The 15,749-nt window shown below is 63.3% G+C and carries 14 protein-coding genes; 12 read left to right on the top strand and 2 right to left on the bottom strand.

Translation table 11 applies throughout. The annotated features are described in order from the left end of the window. Positions 1-73: 73 nt before the first annotated feature. The gene (locus tag AC1D11_RS19910) at positions 74-832 is read right to left on the bottom strand and encodes a sulfite exporter TauE/SafE family protein (RefSeq protein WP_477647951.1); all 759 of its coding nucleotides are present in this window, start codon (positions 830-832) and stop codon (positions 74-76) included. Between the two features lie 516 nt (positions 833-1,348). Here AC1D11_RS19910 and AC1D11_RS19905 point away from each other — a divergent pair. From AC1D11_RS19905 to AC1D11_RS19860, 10 genes are all read left to right on the top strand, one after another. Then, positions 1,349-2,839, top strand: coding sequence for an ammonium transporter (locus AC1D11_RS19905; protein ID WP_477647952.1), 1,491 nt, complete (start codon positions 1,349-1,351; stop codon positions 2,837-2,839). 40 nt (positions 2,840-2,879) lie between these two features. Continuing rightward, positions 2,880-3,341 carry a hypothetical protein gene (locus AC1D11_RS19900; protein ID WP_477647953.1) on the top strand — a complete coding sequence of 154 codons (462 nt, stop codon included), beginning with the start codon at positions 2,880-2,882 and terminating at the stop codon, positions 3,339-3,341. Positions 3,342-3,647: 306 nt separating this feature from the next. Continuing rightward, complete coding sequence (locus tag AC1D11_RS19895) at positions 3,648-4,421, top strand: phosphate/phosphite/phosphonate ABC transporter substrate-binding protein (protein ID WP_477647954.1); 774 nt, start codon at positions 3,648-3,650, stop codon at positions 4,419-4,421. Positions 4,422-4,744: 323 nt separating this feature from the next. After that, positions 4,745-5,518, top strand: a complete 774-nt coding sequence (locus AC1D11_RS19890) for a crotonase/enoyl-CoA hydratase family protein (protein WP_477647955.1) — start codon at positions 4,745-4,747, stop codon at positions 5,516-5,518. 58 nt (positions 5,519-5,576) lie between these two features. After that, positions 5,577-7,433 carry a feruloyl-CoA synthase gene (locus tag AC1D11_RS19885; protein WP_477647956.1) on the top strand — a complete coding sequence of 619 codons (1,857 nt, stop codon included), beginning with the start codon at positions 5,577-5,579 and terminating at the stop codon, positions 7,431-7,433. A gap of 19 nt (positions 7,434-7,452) precedes the next feature. Further along, entirely contained in the window at positions 7,453-8,712 is a 1,260-nt protein-coding gene (locus tag AC1D11_RS19880; RefSeq protein WP_477647957.1) for a thiolase family protein, read from the top strand. 77 nt (positions 8,713-8,789) lie between these two features. Continuing rightward, entirely contained in the window at positions 8,790-9,575 is a 786-nt protein-coding gene (locus tag AC1D11_RS19875) for an SDR family NAD(P)-dependent oxidoreductase (RefSeq protein WP_477647958.1), read from the top strand. Between the two features lie 5 nt (positions 9,576-9,580). Continuing rightward, complete coding sequence (locus AC1D11_RS19870; protein WP_477647959.1) at positions 9,581-10,000, top strand: acyl-CoA thioesterase; 420 nt, start codon at positions 9,581-9,583, stop codon at positions 9,998-10,000. An 82-nt stretch (positions 10,001-10,082) separates the two neighbouring features. Next, a complete protein-coding gene (locus tag AC1D11_RS19865; RefSeq protein WP_477647960.1) occupies positions 10,083-11,075 on the top strand; it encodes a Bug family tripartite tricarboxylate transporter substrate binding protein in 993 nt (330 codons plus the stop codon). A 142-nt stretch (positions 11,076-11,217) separates the two neighbouring features. Next, entirely contained in the window at positions 11,218-11,676 is a 459-nt protein-coding gene (locus AC1D11_RS19860; protein WP_457281691.1) for a MarR family winged helix-turn-helix transcriptional regulator, read from the top strand. Positions 11,677-11,736: 60 nt separating this feature from the next. Here the strand turns inward: AC1D11_RS19860 and AC1D11_RS19855 are convergent, their stop codons facing one another. Beyond that, complete coding sequence (locus AC1D11_RS19855; RefSeq protein ID WP_477647961.1) at positions 11,737-13,470, bottom strand: GMC family oxidoreductase; 1,734 nt, start codon at positions 13,468-13,470, stop codon at positions 11,737-11,739. 361 nt (positions 13,471-13,831) lie between these two features. Between AC1D11_RS19855 and AC1D11_RS19850 the strand changes: the two genes are divergently transcribed. Both AC1D11_RS19850 and AC1D11_RS19845 read left to right on the top strand, forming a co-directional pair. Continuing rightward, on the top strand, positions 13,832-14,962 hold the full coding sequence (locus AC1D11_RS19850; protein ID WP_477647984.1) for an MlaE family ABC transporter permease: 1,131 nt from the start codon (positions 13,832-13,834) through the stop codon (positions 14,960-14,962). Continuing rightward, positions 14,959-15,747: an ABC transporter ATP-binding protein gene (locus AC1D11_RS19845; protein ID WP_477647962.1), complete on the top strand. Its 789-nt coding sequence runs from the start codon at positions 14,959-14,961 to the stop codon at positions 15,745-15,747. Before AC1D11_RS19850 ends, AC1D11_RS19845 begins: the two co-directional genes overlap by 4 nt. Positions 15,748-15,749 lie beyond the last annotated feature (2 nt).

The following is a 15,749-nucleotide window of genomic DNA, read 5'->3' as shown; positions in this document are numbered from 1 at the left end:
CAAAATCCGCCTTAAACCCAATAGAGACGGGCGCAAGCAGCTATTAAATCAATAGCAAACTGGCGACATGCCGTCAGCGCACAAATGCGTCAAAAGCGGTTTTCAGTATCAGCGCGCTGACCACGGCGATAAACACCCCGCGCACAAAACCAGCCCCATGTTTGAGGGCCAGCCGGGTGCCCAGCAAGCTGCCCGCCACGTTGGCCACCGCCATCGTGAGGGCGAAATGCCACCAGACATGGCCTTTGTAGGCAAAGAGCGCCAGCGCCGCCAGGTTGGTGGCGGTGTTGAGCAGCTTGGCCGAAGCTGATGCGTTCAAAAAGTCATAACCCAGCCAGCGCACAAATAAAAACACAAAAAAGCTGCCGGTACCCGGGCCGAAAAAACCGTCGTAAAACCCCAGCACCAGCCCGATGCAGCAGGCCGCCGCGGTTTCGGCGCGCCCGGTGAAGCGGGGCGTGTGGTGGCGGCCCAGCTCTTTCCTGGCCAGCGTGTAGAGCAGTACTGCCAGCAGCACAAAGGGCAGGGCCTTGCGCAAAAAGCCCGGGGAGATGACCGTAACCAGCCAGGCGCCTGCCAGCGAGCCGGTAAACCCGGCGGCCGCCGCCGGCAGCAGTGCCGCCCAGCGAAGCTCCACCCGGCGGGCATATTGGGCCGTGGCAACCGCGGTGCCCCATACAGAAGCTCCCTTTGTGACCCCAAACAGGGTCGCTGGATGCGTGGTGGGGAAAACCGCAAACAGGGCCGGCACCAGGATCAGCCCGCCGCCCCCGACGATAGAGTCCACAAAACCGGCGAGCAGGGAGGCCAACGAGACGATGAGTAATTCCATGGCCCGGATTGTCCCATCGCATAGAACAGACTCATTGCTATCAAATAGATAGCTGCTTGCGCTCGTCAATCAAGGGTTTTGAGGGTTTTTGAGGAATGACTTCATCAGGGTGGAGGCATAAAAAAAGCGCTGGGGTTGCCAGCGCTTTTTGCAAATCTGCATCTCTTGTGGAATGCCGCTTTGCTTGTGTACTTCTTAATGACTGTCTCGTGTCTCCTCGGCTCCTCGCGTTGCGAGCAGCTAGGCTCGTCAGCAAGTCATCCAATATAGCTGGCGCACTGTCCTAGTGCATTGGGAGTTTCCCGCCCCTGGGCTTTGGGCTGCCGTCGTGCCTGCGGCGGATTTTGGGGCGCCACACCGGCCTTGCATGCGCACTTTTGCAGTACATATTTTCCGCTGCAGTCCCATCACACAAGCTACTGCAGTATTGGCACGACTTATGCCTGTTGTTACCAATTGTTGGTTGAATGAACAGGCGGGCACCGTATGCATATGAACAGATTTCTGGCGTTGGGTATGTCTTTATGTTTGGGCCTGGCGTGTCAGCAAGCCCTTGCACAGACTGCGGCACCCGCCGCCGCGTCCCTCGCCACATCTCCCGCCACTTCTCCTGCGGCAGCAGTGACGGCCAGTGCTCCGGAGGCCGCACCGCCCCCCGCCCCGGCCACTGTTCCTGCTGCGCCTCTTCCCGCCGCCGCGGCTGCCGCCTCTGCGCCCCTTTCTGTGCCGCCTGCGGCTGCCCCGGCGCCGCTGACGCAGCCGGGGCTGGTCGGCGTGGAGACCCTCAATGGTGCCGACACCGCCTGGATGATGACCTCCACCGCACTGGTATTGCTCATGACCCTGCCGGGCATCGCCCTTTTCTACGGCGGCATGGTGCGCAGGAAAAGCGTGCTCAACGTCATGGCCTGCGTCGTCGCCATCTGTGCCGTTGTCAGCCTGCTCTGGTTTGCGGTGGGCTACTCCATCGCCTTCACGCCCGGCAAGGGTGCGCTTGGGCACTATCTGGGTGGTCCCGAGCGGCTCTGGTTCACCGGTCTGGACTACGTGAAGGACGCGCAGAAGGTGGCCGTGAGCCATATCGCGCCCAACATTCCCGAGTCGGTCTACGCCATGTTCCAGCTGACCTTCGCCATCATCACCGCCGCGCTGGTGGTCGGCTCGTTTGTGGAGCGCATGCGGTTCTCCGCGATGCTGGTGTTCATGTCGCTGTGGACCGTCGTCGTCTACGCACCCATTGCCCACTGGGTCTGGGAGCCCAATGGATGGCTGGCACGCATGGGTGCGCTGGACTTTGCCGGCGGCTCGGTCGTGCACATCAACGCCGGCATCGCCGGGCTGGTGTGTGCCTACGCGCTAGGGCCGCGCCAGGGTTATGGCCGTGAACCGTTTACGCCTTTCAACCTGGGCCTGACCATGGCCGGTGCCGGCATGCTGTGGGTCGGCTGGTTTGGCTTTAACGCCGGCTCCGCCGTAGCCTCCGACGGCCGCGCCGGCCTCGCGATGGCCGTCACGCACATCGCGGCGGCCGCCGGCGCGCTCTCGTGGATGGCGGCCGAATGGATTGTTCGCGGGCGTCCCTCCCTGCTGGGACTGTGCTCGGGCCTGGTCGCCGGGCTGGTCGCCATCACGCCGGCGGCGGGTTTTGTCTCGCCGCGCGCTGCCCTGGTGTTTGGCCTGGTGGCGGGGCTCGCTTGTTACTGGGGCGCCACGGGCCTGAAGCGCCTGCTCAACGCCGACGATTCGCTGGACGTGTTCGGCGTGCACGGCGTGGGCGGCATTGTGGGTTCGCTGCTGACCGGCATTTTTGCCAGCAAGGCCATCTCCGGTGTCGAGGGCAGCCTGATGACCCAGGCCATCGGCGCCGGCGCAGTCATGTTCTACAGCCTGTTCATGACGGCGCTGGCCTTGTGGGTCACCTCGCTGCTCGTCAGCCTGCGCGTCAGTGAAGCCTCGGAAAGCGATGGCCTCGATATCACCCAGCACGCCGAGCGGCTGGGCACTTGACTGATTGACAACGGGATTCCAATTTCAAGGACAGCGCACCATGCCTTCCAGTGAAAAAATCGCCATTGCGGCCCACCTGCATGTGCTGTTGCGCCGCAAAACCGGCCGCGTGACCGACACCGAGTGGATGGCCGGCAACCAGGAATACGCCGCCGAAATAGCGCGGTTTGCGCGGGAAAAGGCCGCCGAAGACGGCCACGTGGACCTTGCGGTGTGGGCCGACCGGCTGGAAGAAATCATGGCCACGCCCGAGCCCAAGGCACGCGTGCCGCTGGTGCAGTTGGTGACCGAGGTGGTGAAGGACCGCAGCCAGCCGGTGCTTGCCCCGGCGCCTGTGCCCGACCGCCAGAGCGCCCGGTCCATCGATACCGAGGAAGAGGTCTATCCTGAATCCGGCTTTATCGAGTCGACATTCGGTGCCATCTTCGGCGAGGGCGAGTCGCCGCGGGAGCGCCGCCAGCGCGACCCGAACGCGCCGCGCTATGTGAAGGGCCTGCGATAACTTGTAGCCCCCTGTCTCGGCTCACTGCGTGTAGCCGGAACCCCCCTCAGAGTGGCAACACCTGCAGCCCGGCAAAGCCGGTTCTGCGGTGGTGGTCTGCGGCATTTTCCGATTGTGTCATCGGGGTGCAAATGCAGGCGGGCACCCACCATGTCATGAGGATGGTGGAAAAAGTTGACAGGGGTAAATTGCGCTAGCCAGCGCCGGACACACGCAGTAGCATGCGTGAGCTTTATATATAAGGAGAGGCTTATGCTGAGGAGATGGATGTTAGGGACCCTGGTGTTGGGGTTCAGCCAGTTTTGTATGGGCACTGCAAGTGCTCAGGCCCAGCAGCTGATACTGGGCATCAGCGAAGGCACTTCGGGCGGCCTCGACCACGCCCAGGTGATTGCCAAATACCAGGGGCTGGCCGAGGTGATCGGCAAGGCCATGAAGGCCAAGGTCAGCGTGGTGTTTGCGCGCGAGTTCAAGCAGCTGGAAGAAGGCATGCAGACCGGCCGCTTCGACCTGGTGATGGCACGCCCGAGCGACTACCCGGCGCGCGGCATGCGCGACTACGGCTACAGCTATATCGCCAGCACCAAGCCCGATGGGCAGTGCTTCATCATTGCGCCCAAGGGTTCGGCCCTCAAGACCATCGACGACGTCAAGGGCAAGCGGATTGCCTTGCCCGAGCAGATTGCCTATATGTCCCGCTTCTGTGCCGCAGAGCTCAGGGACAAAGGCATCCTGGTGGACAAGGAAAACGTGCAGTTCGTGCGCGAACAGGCTGCCGTCGGGTTCTACCTGGACAACAAGTTTGCCGATGTGGGCGGTGTTGCTTCCTACTCGGGCATCGGCAGGAAATGGGAAAAAGACGGCGGCCGCATCCTGCACAAGAGCGTGGCGCAGCCCTACTTTCCGCTGGTGGCCCATAAACGCGTCAAGCCCGAACAGCTCAAGGCGATCCAGGAGGAATTGCTGGCGCTGCCCGCCAGCGATGCCGGCAAGGACGTGCTCAAGCGCATCGGCATCGAGCAGTTCGACACCACGTCGGAAGCCCGCATGCGCGAGCTGCTGAAGTGGCTCAATATTTGAGCCAGGCTTTTGCCGGCTGTTGCCGGCCCCAGGCTGGGACGCAGCGCCGCGGCTGACTGACCACCAGCGCACCAGCGTCAGCAGTGGCACACCCCCGGTGTGCCGAATCGCCGTCTGCCGGGCGACACAATTTCCTTCATCCCCTGCGGGGAAAGCCATCCTTCATCCAGGTTTTCCTTCTGCGGATTGCCTTGCGGGCGGGTGGATCCGCCGCGCAAACATGCCTTGGTACGCCCTAGGGTTTTCACTAGAAAAAAAAGGCTTAATCACGTTGTAATAGTTATTATTCATAACCATAATTGGCTTCCGGAAACACACTTCACATGACCCCAAAATACCTTCATCTCGAAATGCACGGCAATGTCGCCGTGGTCCGCCTGGCGCGCCCCGCCAAACGCAACGCCCTGGGTGATGCCCTGATCCTGGCACTGCGTAACCTGTTCGAAAACCTCCCTTCCGAAACAAAAGCCGCCGTGCTTTGCGGCGAGGGTGACCACTTCTGCGCGGGCCTGGACCTGAGCGAACTCAAGGAGCGTGACGCCAGCCAGGGCCTGCACCATTCGCGCATGTGGCATGCAGCGCTGGAGCGGGTGCAGTACGGCCCGGTGCCCGTGATCGCGGCCCTGCACGGTGCCGTGGTCGGCGGCGGCCTGGAGCTGGCAAGTGCCTGCCATATCCGGGTTGCCGACGAAAGCGCTTTCTACGCGCTACCCGAAGGCTCGCGCGGCATCTTTGTCGGTGGTGGCGGTGCGGTGCGCATCCCGCGGCTGATCGGCGCCGCACGGATGACCGACATGATGCTGACCGGCCGTGTCTACAACGCGGTGGACGGTGAGCGCATAGGCATCGCGCAATACCTGGTGCCCGAGGGCCAGGCCTTCACCAAGGCCCTTGAACTGGCCACGCGCGTGGCAGAAAACGCACCGCTGACCAACTACGCCCTCATGCATGCGTTGCCGCGCATTGCCGAGCAACCGGCAGACCAGGGGTTCTTCACCGAGGCCCTGATGGCCGCAGTGGCGCAAAGCGCACCCGAAGCCAAGAGCCGCGTGAAGGACTTCCTGGACGGCAAGGCCCGCAAGGTCCAGAAAACCTGATCAAACCAGGCGGGCAGGCAGGCAAAAGATATCAAGAAAAATGACAGAAGAGACAACCATGAGCGCCCCGAAATTTCGTCCCATGGCCTTTGGCGTGACCCGTGTGGTTTTGCGCGACGGCGCACCCGGTGTGCACTATCTGCGGGCAGACCAGGCCCTGCAAGCCTTCCCGACCCGTATCACCGACCGCCTGCAGCACTGGGCGCAGGCGGTCCCAGGCCGCAGCTTCATGGCGCGGCGTGAAAAGCTGGCTGATGGCAAAACAGGCGACTGGCGGCATGTGACCTATGCCGAAGCCTGGGTCTCGGCCCGCAACATCGCACAGGCGCTGGTCGACCGGGGCCTGAGCGCCGAACGCCCTGTGGTCATCCTGTCGGAAAACGACCTGGAGCATGCGTTGCTGGCGCTGGGCTGCATGCTGGCCGGCGTGCCTTTTGTGCCGACGTCTCCACCCTATAGCCTGGTCAGCCAGGACTACGACAAGCTGCGCCACGTGCTCAAGACCGTGACGCCGGGCCTGGTGTTTGCCGCCGACGGCGCGCGCTACGCCAGGGCCATCAGCGCAGCCATTGGCGACGACGTCGAGGTGGTCCTGGCTACCGGGCAGGTCGAAGGGCGCGCCACCACGGCGTTTGCCGAACTGGCTGCCACGCAGGCCACGGAGGCCGTAGACCGCGCCATGCAGGCCACGGGGCCGGACACGATCGTGAAATTCCTGTTCACCAGCGGCTCCACCAAGATGCCCAAGGCGGTGATCAATACCCAGCGCATGTGGTGTGCCAACCAGCAGCAAATGGCGCAATCCATGCCGGTGCTGCAGGACGAGCCGCCGGTGCTGGTCGACTGGCTGCCCTGGAACCACACCTTCGGCGGCAACCACAATTTCGGCATGGTGGTCTTCCATGGCGGAACGCTCTACATCGACGACGGCAAACCGACCCCGGCGCTGATGCACGAAACCCTGCGCAACCTGCGTGAGATTGCCCCCACGGTCTACTTCAACGTGCCCACCGGTTTCGAGGCCATCGCCCATGCCATGAAAACGGACGCGGAGCTGCGGCGCAAGCTGCTGTCGCGCGTGAAGATGTTCTTTTATGCCGGCGCCGCGCTGGCCCAGCCCGTGTGGGACAGCCTGTACGAGTCCGAGGAAAAGGAAGTGGGCGAGCGCATTGTCATGGCCACCGGCCTGGGCATGACCGAGTCCGCGCCGTTTGCCATCTTCGTGACCAACCCCAACGTGAAAGCCGGCGACCTCGGAGTACCTGCGCCCGGCATTGAGCTCAAGCTGGTGGACACCGACGGCAAGACCGAGGTGCGCTACAAGGGTCCCAACATCACGCCCGGTTATTGGCGCGCACCGCAGGAGACGGCAGCAGCCTTTGACGAAGAGGGCTTTTTTTGTACCGGCGACGCCGTCAAATGGATTGACGAGGGCAACATTCACCTCGGGCTCAAGTTCGACGGGCGCATCGCCGAGGACTTCAAGCTGGCCACGGGCACCTTTGTCAGTGTGGGTCCGCTGCGCGCAAAGATCGTCGCTGCGGGAGCGCCTTACGTGCAGGACGTGGTACTCACCGGCATCAACCTCAAGGAAGTGGGCGCGCTGGTGTTTCCGACACCCGCCGTGCGGACGCTGGCAGGACTGCCGCCCGACGCGCCGCTGCGCCAGGCCGTCGAAAGCCCGAAGGTGGTAGCGCACTTTCAGGAGATGATGAACACGCTCGCAGAGGGTGCCACCGGCAGCGCCAGCTGCATCCGGCGCTTGCACCTGATGCACGAGCCGCCCTCATTCGACAAGGGTGAGGTCACCGACAAAGGCTCCATCAACCAGCGCGCCGTGCTGACGCACCGTGAAGCCCTGGTGGCCGCCCTGCACGACGACACGGCGCACCCCATCGTCAAACCCGCACCATAAAACCCAACGCACAAGCACCATGCCATCCAAAGGATTTTTCTCCGCTTTCGAAGACGTCTGGATGCTCGACGGCATCCGCACGCCCATGGTCGACTACTGCGGCGCCATTGGCCATATATCGCCCACCGACCTCGGCATCAAGGCCGCAAGGGCCGTGCTCCAGCGCTCCGGTGTCAGTGGCAGCGATATCGATTCGGTGATTGCCGGCAACATGGCGCCGGGCGATTTTGAGCAGTTCATGCTGCCACGCCATATCGGCCTTTACGCCGGGGTGCCTGTGGAGGTGCCGGCCATCATGGTGCAGCGCATCTGCGGCACCGGCTTTGAATTGTTCCGGCAGGCCGGCGAGCAGATCCAGAGCGGTGCCGCCAGCGTGGCGCTGGTCGTCGGCGCCGAGAGCATGACGCGCAACCCGATCGCCGCCTTCGAACACCGTACGGGTTTCAAGCTGGGCGCACCCGTCGGCTTCAAGGACTTCATGTGGGAGGCCCTGAAGGACTCCGCCGCCGGCATCGACATGATCCAGACCGCGGAAAACCTTGCAAAAAAATACGGCATCACGCGGGAAGCCGTCGATGAATTTGCCTCCAGCTCGTTTGCCAAAGCCGTGGCGGCCCGCGAGGCAGGTTTTCACGCCGGTGAAATTGTGCCGGTGGTCACGGAAGAATTTGAACTCGCCGGCTACGCCGCGCGCGGCATACGCCTGCAGGGCAAAGTCACGGAAGTCGCACAGGACACCCACGCACGCTTGTCTCCTGTCGAGGTGCTGGCCAAACTCCGGGTGGTTCACGCCGGCGGGGTGCAGACCGGCGGCAACAGCGCAGCGCTGGTGGATGCGGCCGCTGCTGCAGTGGTGGCTTCGGGCGAATACGCGAAAGCGCATGGAAAAAAACCGCTGGCACGTGTCGTGGCTGCCGCGGTGGTGGGGGTGCCGCCCGAAATCATGGGCATAGGCCCCGCGCCGGCGATCCGCCTGCTGCTGGCGCGCTGCGGCCTGACGCTGGACCAGATCGGCCGCTTCGAGATCAACGAAGCCCAAGGCGCGCAAACGCTGGCGGTGGCGCGTGAACTGAACCTCGATCTGCGCAAGCTCAATGTCAATGGCGGCGCCATCGCGATGGGTCATCCTCTGGCGGTCACCGGTGTCCGCCTGACGGTTACCGTCGCGCGTGAAATGCAACGCGCGGGTGTGCGTTACGGCATTGCATCCGCATGCGTGGGCGGCGGGCAGGGCATTGCCCTGCTGCTTGAAAACCCCGGGGGCGGCGGAATTTCTTGAGCAAATAGTGGCTGCAGCGCTCAGCGGACGGGCGCAACCAGCTATAAAAATAATAGCAACAGATCTGGAGACAAGGCATGAAGATTGAAGGACTTGCGGCGCTGGTAACCGGAGGCGGCTCAGGGCTGGGCGAAGCCACTGCCCGCGAGCTGGCACGCCTGGGCGCCAGGGTTGCCGTGCTGGATGTGAATCTCGCCGGTGCGGAAAAAGTCGCTGCCGACATTTGCGCTGCGCAGGGGAGCGGTGCCGCAGTGGCGTGCCAGTGCGACATCACCGACAGCGCCAGCCTGGCGGCCGCGCTGGAAAAGGCCGCAGCCGCGCATGGCCCTGCCCGCATCCTGATGAACATCGCCGGCATCGGCTCGGCCAAGCGCGTGGTGGCCAAAGACGGCAGCCCTGCGCCGCTCGAAGACTTTGCCAAAGTCGTCACCATCAACCTGGTGGGCACCTACAACGCCAGCCGCCTGTTTGCGGCCGCCTGCGCCAAACTGCCCGTGCTGGAAGACGGCCAGCGCGGCGTCATGATGTTCACGGCCTCGGTGGCGGCATTTGACGGCCAGGTGGGCCAGCAGGCTTACAGCGCCTCCAAGGGCGGCCTGGTCGGCATGACGCTGCCGATGGCGCGCGACCTCGCGCAGCACGGCATCCGCGTCTGCACGGTGGCGCCGGGCCTGTTCGCAACGCCGCTGATGCAGCAATTGCCCGAGGCGGTGCAGGCCTCGCTGGCCGCCAGCATTCCTTTCCCCCAGCGGCTGGGCAAGCCCGAAGAGTTTGCCCAGCTAGCCGCGCACATCGTGGCCAACGATCATCTCAACGGCGAAGTCATCCGGCTGGATGGCGCATTGCGCATGGCGCCAAGGTGAACAGCATGAGCAAGACTGTTGTTTATGAAGTCCTCGTCGCGTTTGGCGACTGCGACCCTGCAGGGATCGTGTTTTTCCCCAATTTCTCGCGGTGGATGGACGCCTCGTCGCTGAACTTTTTTGTCAAGTGCGGCGTGCCAACCTGGCGTGAGCTTGTCAAAACCACCGGCATCATCGGCACGCCGCTGCTGGAGATCAACACGCGGTTCAGCCAGCCCGCCGTCTATGGCGAGACGCTGCAGATCCACACCAGCATTGAGGAGTGGCGCGACAAGGTATTCATCCAGAAGCATGTGATCAAACGTGGTGACGACCTGATTTGCGAAGGCCGTGAAACCCGGGCCTTCTGCATCCGCCGTCCGGAGAATCCTGAGCGCATCAAGGCCATTGCCGTGCCGCAAGACATTCGGGCCCTGTGCAGCTGACGCTTTTGTTTCCGCCTTTCAGTTTTTGATTTCGGTTTTGTTTTTTCGACCCGTTGGACATCATTAAAAAAGGAGACATTTCATGCAAACACGCCGTCATTTTGTGCAGGCAGCCGCAACGCTCACCGCAGCCGCCGGCTTCGCCCCGTTCTCTGCCCATGCGAGCCCGCTGGAGCAGGTCAAGATCATCTACGGATTCCCCGCCGGCAGTGCGGGCGACATCTGCGCGCGCCGCGTCGGCGACCGGATGGGCGGCACCGCCTATTCCAAAAACAACGCCATCGTGGACACCAAGGCCGGCGCCGGCGGCCGCATCGCGCTGGAGACGCTGAAGATGGCGCCGGCGGACGGCTCCGTCATCGCCATGTCGCCGTTTTCCTGCATGTCGCTGTACCCGCACATCTACAAAAAGCTGGCCTATGACCCGTTCGCCGATTTTGTGACCGTGGGCACTGCTTCCATGATCCACCATGGGCTGGCGGTCGGGCCGCTGGTGCCCGCTTCGGTGAAGACGGTTCAGGACTTCCTGGTATGGGCCCGGGCCAACCCGAAGGATGCGAGTTATGGCTCACCCGCTGCCGGATCCACCCCGCACTTTATCGGCGCGCTGCTGGGCCTGAACAACCAGGTGGAACTCAAGCACGTGCCATACCGCGGTTCCGTGCCGGGTGTGACCGATGTGGTGGGCGGCCAGCTCGCCGCGATGGTGACGCCGCACGGCGACTTCATCCCCAACCACAAGGCAGGCAAGCTGCGCATCCTGGCAACGTCCGGCAAGCAGCGCTCACCCTTCGTGCCGGAAGTTCCGACCTTCGCCGAGCAGGGTTTTGCCGACCTGACCGTGGAGGAATGGTTCGGCTTTTATGCGCCGGCCAAAACGCCGGCCGGTGTGATCGCCTCCGCCAACGCCGCCATCAACGCCGCCATCAAGGACAAATCCGTCATTGATTCGCTGACGGTGGTGGGGCTGATTCCCTACGGCGGCACGGCAGAGGACATGGCCACCAGCCAGAAGCGCGAACTCGATCGCTGGGGACCGCTGATCAAGAAAATCGGCTTTACCGCCGAGTCCTGATCAGAACGCGGTGCCGATGACTGATACCGGGCGCCCTGAGGCACCGTCATGGATCGGCACCGCTTGGCATAATCGGGGCTGGACTGGCCGCATGCCGTGCGGCGGCCCGTATTGCCCGATGACGAAAGCTTCCTGACCACCTATGCCAGCGTCCCTCAAACCAGCGCCCGCTGTCGAAGAAGTCGATACCTCCTACCTTGAAACCCTGATTGGCTACAACGCCACGCGTGCGTCACTCAAGGTCATTGAACTGTTCATGAAACGGATGGCGGTGTATGACCTCCGTCACGTGGATTTTTCCATCCTGTCGCTGATCACGCACAACCCGGGCATCACCTCGCGCCAGCTGTGCAGTGCGCTGAGCATCTTGCCGCCCAACCTGGTCGGGAAAATCGGCACGCTGGAAAAGCGCGAGCTCGTTCACCGCAAGCCGCACCCGCAGGACGGCCGTGCTGTGGGCCTGTACCTCACCGAGGCAGGCGAGGCGCTGATGCGGGAGGCCGAGCGCACTGCCACCAGCCTCGAATCAGACGCCACCGAGCGGCTGAGTGCGGCCGAAAAAAAGACGCTGGTGCGTCTTCTGCAAAAAATCTATCTTTGATCTGTGGCGAATGGGCGGTTCTGCCGGAGGCTTGCGGGCAGCTTCGGCACGGCGCGGCCTTCAAATGCCGGCCTGAATCCACGCGGCGGCTTTCTCCGCAATCATGAGCGTGGGCGAATTGGTGTTGCCGCTGGTGATCAGCGGCATCACACCGGCATCCACCACGCGCAGGCCGCGAATGCCGCGCACCCGAAGGTGCGAGTCCACCACCGCCATGGGGTCGTCTTCCTTGCCCATTTTGGTCGTGCCCACCGGGTGGAAGATGGTGGTGGCAATGTCGCCCGCCAGCCGTGTGAGTTCTTCGTCCGTCTGGAACTGCACGCCGGGCTTGAATTCTTCGGGTTTGTATTTGGCCAGCGCGTCCTGGCCGACGATGTTGCGGGTCACGCGCAGGGAGTCGGCTGCCACCTGCCGGTCTTCGGCCGTGCTCAGGTAGTTGGGGGAAATCGCCGGTGCATCCTCAAAGCGGTTGCTCTTGATGTGCACGGTACCGCGGCTGGTCGGGTTGAGGTTGCATACGCTGGCGGTAAAAGCGTTGAAGCTGTGCAGCGGCTCGCCGAAAGCGTCCAGCGACAGCGGCTGCACGTGGTATTCGATGTTGGGGTAAGGCTGGTCGGGCGATGAGCGAGTGAAGGCGCCCAGTTGCGACGGTGCCATGCTCATCGGGCCGGTCTGCTTCAACGCGTACTCCAGGCCGATGCGGGCCTTGCCCCACAGCGTGCTGGCCATGGTGTTGAGCGACAGCCCCCAGCGCTGGTCACCGTGCACCTTGTAGACCGAACGGATCTGCAAGTGGTCCTGCAGGTTGGCGCCCACGCCGGGCAGGTCCTGCAGCACAGGAATGCCATGCTGTTGCAGCAGGCTGGCCGGGCCAATGCCTGAAAGCTGCAGGATTTGCGGCGAGCCGATGCTGCCTGCGCACAAAATGACCTCTCCCATATGCCCCGAGTCGCGTGTCGAATGCGCCGTCACCCGCTCGTCGCCGGCCCACACTTCCACGCCGGTGCAGCGCTGGCTGCCATCGGCCTGCGTTTGAACCACCAGCTTGCACACCTGGGCGTTGTTCCACAGCTCAAAATTGGGGCGGGCATAGCAGGCGGGACGCAGAAAGGCCTTGGCGGTGTTCCAGCGCCAGCCTTTTTTCTGGTTGACCTCAAAGTAGCCGACGCCCTCGTTGTCGCCCCGGTTGAAATCGGAGGTTGCCGGGATCCCGGCTTGTTGCGCCGCTTCGGCAAATGCATCGAGGATGTCCCAGCGCAGGCGCTGTTTCTCGACGCGCCATTCGCCGCCCGAATTGTGGTGGCGCAGCAGCTTCTGGTAGGGCTGGCTTTTGTCCTGCATGAGCTCGGGTGCCACGCCGCGCGCACCGTGCATCGCGTCGGCACCCTTGTGGTGGTCTTCGTGCAGCTTGAAATGCGGCAACGCGTTGTCCCATCGCCAGGCCATGTCGCCCGTCAGCTGGGCCCACTGGTCGTAGTCGCGTGCCTGGCCACGCATGTAGATCATGCCGTTGATGCTGGAGCAGCCGCCCAGCGTCTTGCCGCGAGGGTAGCGCAGTGCCCGCCCGTTGAGGCCGGCGTCCGGCTCGGTGTTGTAGAGCCAGTCGGTGCGCGGGTTGCCGATGCAATGCAGGTAGCCTACGGGGATGTGGATCCAGTGGTAGTCGTCCTTGCGGCCAGCCTCAATGAGCAAGACACGCTTGGACGCATCGGCGCTCAGCCGGTTGGCCAGCAGGCAACCTGCGGTTCCGGCGCCGACGATGATGTAGTCAAAAACCTGGCTGTCGTCTTGCATGGATGTTTTGTCTCTTGGCTTTCAGCCATGTGTTTTTGAGGGGCGGGGGCTGTGCTGTTTTGGCAGTGTTCCTGCGCTGCAGCGCTCCCATCCTGCCATCCCAGCCTAACGCGAGGCTGACCGCGCGGCAGTGGTTCGATTGTGGCAAAAACGGCGCCATCCCTGCGGCGGGGATTACCCGCTGGCCTTTCCTTCCGGCACAGGGTCCCGGCGGGTTGTAGGACCAAGGCGATAGCGCGTTTTTGGGCTGTGTATTTGTGTTTCCTGCAGTTACCATGACTGTTTTGCAAATCGGGCGCCGCCCGTCATTGCAGACTGCCGGCAAGCGCCGGGCACTACCGGACGCCTTAACCGAATGCATATGGAAGAAGCCACGCCCCGCATCGAACAGCAGGACACGCCGCAAGGCCGGCTGTTTGTCGTTCGCGGTGCCTGGACAGCCGCCGACCTCACCGCACAGGAGGTCTGGCAAGGTCTGACTGCGCAACTGCAAGCCCTGCAGGGCGGCGCAGCCCAATCCGCCGGCTGGAATCTGGAACCGCTCGAAAAGCTTGACCACCTGGGTGCGCAGGTGCTGTGGAACCATTGGGGGCGCGACTGGCCCGCGCAATTGCAGGTGCATGCGAGCCAGCGCGCGGTGCTGGAAACCGTCGCCAAATTCAGTGCGGATCCGCCGAAACCCCGCAAGCCCGACTGGACCGGGCCCTTTATCCTGCTCGGCACAAGGGTGCTGCGTCTGGTCGACCACCTCAAGGGCCTGGTCCGCCTGATCGGCCAGCTGCTGCTCGACATCATCCGGCTTTTCAGGCACCCGCAGGAAGGTCCCTGGCGTGACCTGTCGGGCCACCTGTTTCATATCGGCGCCACCGCCTTGCCCATCACCGCGCTGGTGGGATTTTTGATTGGCGTGGTGCTGGCCTACCTGATTTCGCAGCAACTGCGCCAGTTCGGCGCCGACGCCTTCATCGTGAACATCCTGGGTATCTCGCTGATCCGCGAACTCGGGCCGGTGCTGGCTGCCATTTTGATTGCCGGACGCAGTGGCTCGGCCATCACCGCGCAGATCGGTGTCATGCGGGTCACTGAAGAGCTCGATGCCATGCGCGTCATGGGCATCGCGCGGGGCTTTCGGCTGGTGATGCCGCGCGCGCTGGCGCTGGCCGTGGTGATGCCACTCATCAGCGTGTGGACCACCGTCGCAGCGTTGCTGGGCGGCATGCTGGCCGCCGACATTTCCATGGACGTCACGCCGTCCTACTTCATCAATTCGCTGCCGGCCGCAGTCGACGTGGCCAATCTCACGCTGGCCACGGCCAAATCCGTTGTGTTCGGGGTGTTGATTGCGCTGGTCGGTTGCCACTACGGCCTGCGTGTGAAACCCAACACCGAAAGCCTGGGGCAGGGTACGACGGCCTCGGTGGTGACGTCGATCACCGTGGTCATCCTTGTCGATGCATTGTTCGCTGTCCTGTTCAAGAACGTGGGCATATGACCGAACCCATCGTCGACATCAAAAAACTCTGGACCGTGTTCCAGAACGGCGACAAGAAGGCCGTGGTGCACAAGGACCTGGACCTGACGGTGGAGCGGGGCGAGGTGTTGTCGCTGGTGGGCGGGTCGGGCACCGGAAAAACGGTGTTGCTGCGCCAGATACTGGGGCTGGAGAAACCCACCCAGGGCGAGATCACCGTGCTGGGCCGGCCGGCCGCCGAACTTGGCAAGCGGGGAGCGGCCAGCCGCGTCGGCATGCTGTTCCAGCAGGGCGCGCTGTTTTCGGCCTTCACCGTGCTCGAGAACATCGCCTTCCCGCTGCGTGAGCTCAAGACCTTGCCGCGCGCACTGGTCTACGAAGCGGCCATGGTCAAGCTGCAAATGGTGGGCCTGGGCCCCGACGCGGCCGACAAGATGCCGAGCGATCTGTCGGGCGGCATGGTCAAGCGCGTGGCATTGGCGCGCGCCCTCATCATGGACCCGCCGTTGCTGCTGCTTGACGAGCCCACGGCGGGCCTGGACCCGGAAAGCTCCGACAGTTTTGTCTCGCTGCTGCGCTCGCTGCACCGCGACATGGAGCTCACGGTGGTGATGGTGACGCACGACCTGGACACGCTCTTTGAGCTCAGTACGCGCATCGCCGTGCTGGCCGAACAAAAAGTCATCGTTAACGATGTGCCCAAGGAAGTGGTGGCATTTCCGCATCCCTTTATTCACGAATTTTTCCTTGGCGAAAGGGGCCAGCGCGCGATGGAACTACTCCGCGAATACCCTTTCACTGTCTAGAA

The sequence above is a fragment of the Polaromonas sp. P1_E11 genome (assembly GCF_056405995.1).
This window is presented reverse-complemented; position numbering and strand designations above follow the sequence as displayed.

Bases quoted from the DNA above. Each gene is read 5' to 3' on its own strand.
- AC1D11_RS19880 (WP_477647957.1), top strand. From the start codon at position 7,453: ATGCCATCCAAAGGATTTTTCTCCGCTTTCGAAGACGTCTGGATGCTC.
- AC1D11_RS19895 (WP_477647954.1), top strand. From the start codon at position 3,648: ATGGGCACTGCAAGTGCTCAGGCCCAGCAGCTGATACTGGGCATCAGC.
- AC1D11_RS19905 (WP_477647952.1), top strand. From the start codon at position 1,349: ATGTCTTTATGTTTGGGCCTGGCGTGTCAGCAAGCCCTTGCACAGACT.
- AC1D11_RS19860 (WP_457281691.1), top strand. From the start codon at position 11,218: ATGCCAGCGTCCCTCAAACCAGCGCCCGCTGTCGAAGAAGTCGATACC.
- AC1D11_RS19850 (WP_477647984.1), top strand. From the start codon at position 13,832: ATGGAAGAAGCCACGCCCCGCATCGAACAGCAGGACACGCCGCAAGGC.
- AC1D11_RS19910 (WP_477647951.1), bottom strand. From the start codon at position 832: ATGGAATTACTCATCGTCTCGTTGGCCTCCCTGCTCGCCGGTTTTGTG.
- AC1D11_RS19865 (WP_477647960.1), top strand. From the start codon at position 10,083: ATGCAAACACGCCGTCATTTTGTGCAGGCAGCCGCAACGCTCACCGCA.
- AC1D11_RS19845 (WP_477647962.1), top strand. From the start codon at position 14,959: ATGACCGAACCCATCGTCGACATCAAAAAACTCTGGACCGTGTTCCAG.
- AC1D11_RS19900 (WP_477647953.1), top strand. From the start codon at position 2,880: ATGCCTTCCAGTGAAAAAATCGCCATTGCGGCCCACCTGCATGTGCTG.
- AC1D11_RS19885 (WP_477647956.1), top strand. From the start codon at position 5,577: ATGAGCGCCCCGAAATTTCGTCCCATGGCCTTTGGCGTGACCCGTGTG.
- AC1D11_RS19870 (WP_477647959.1), top strand. From the start codon at position 9,581: ATGAGCAAGACTGTTGTTTATGAAGTCCTCGTCGCGTTTGGCGACTGC.
- AC1D11_RS19855 (WP_477647961.1), bottom strand. From the start codon at position 13,470: ATGCAAGACGACAGCCAGGTTTTTGACTACATCATCGTCGGCGCCGGA.
- AC1D11_RS19890 (WP_477647955.1), top strand. From the start codon at position 4,745: ATGACCCCAAAATACCTTCATCTCGAAATGCACGGCAATGTCGCCGTG.
- AC1D11_RS19875 (WP_477647958.1), top strand. From the start codon at position 8,790: ATGAAGATTGAAGGACTTGCGGCGCTGGTAACCGGAGGCGGCTCAGGG.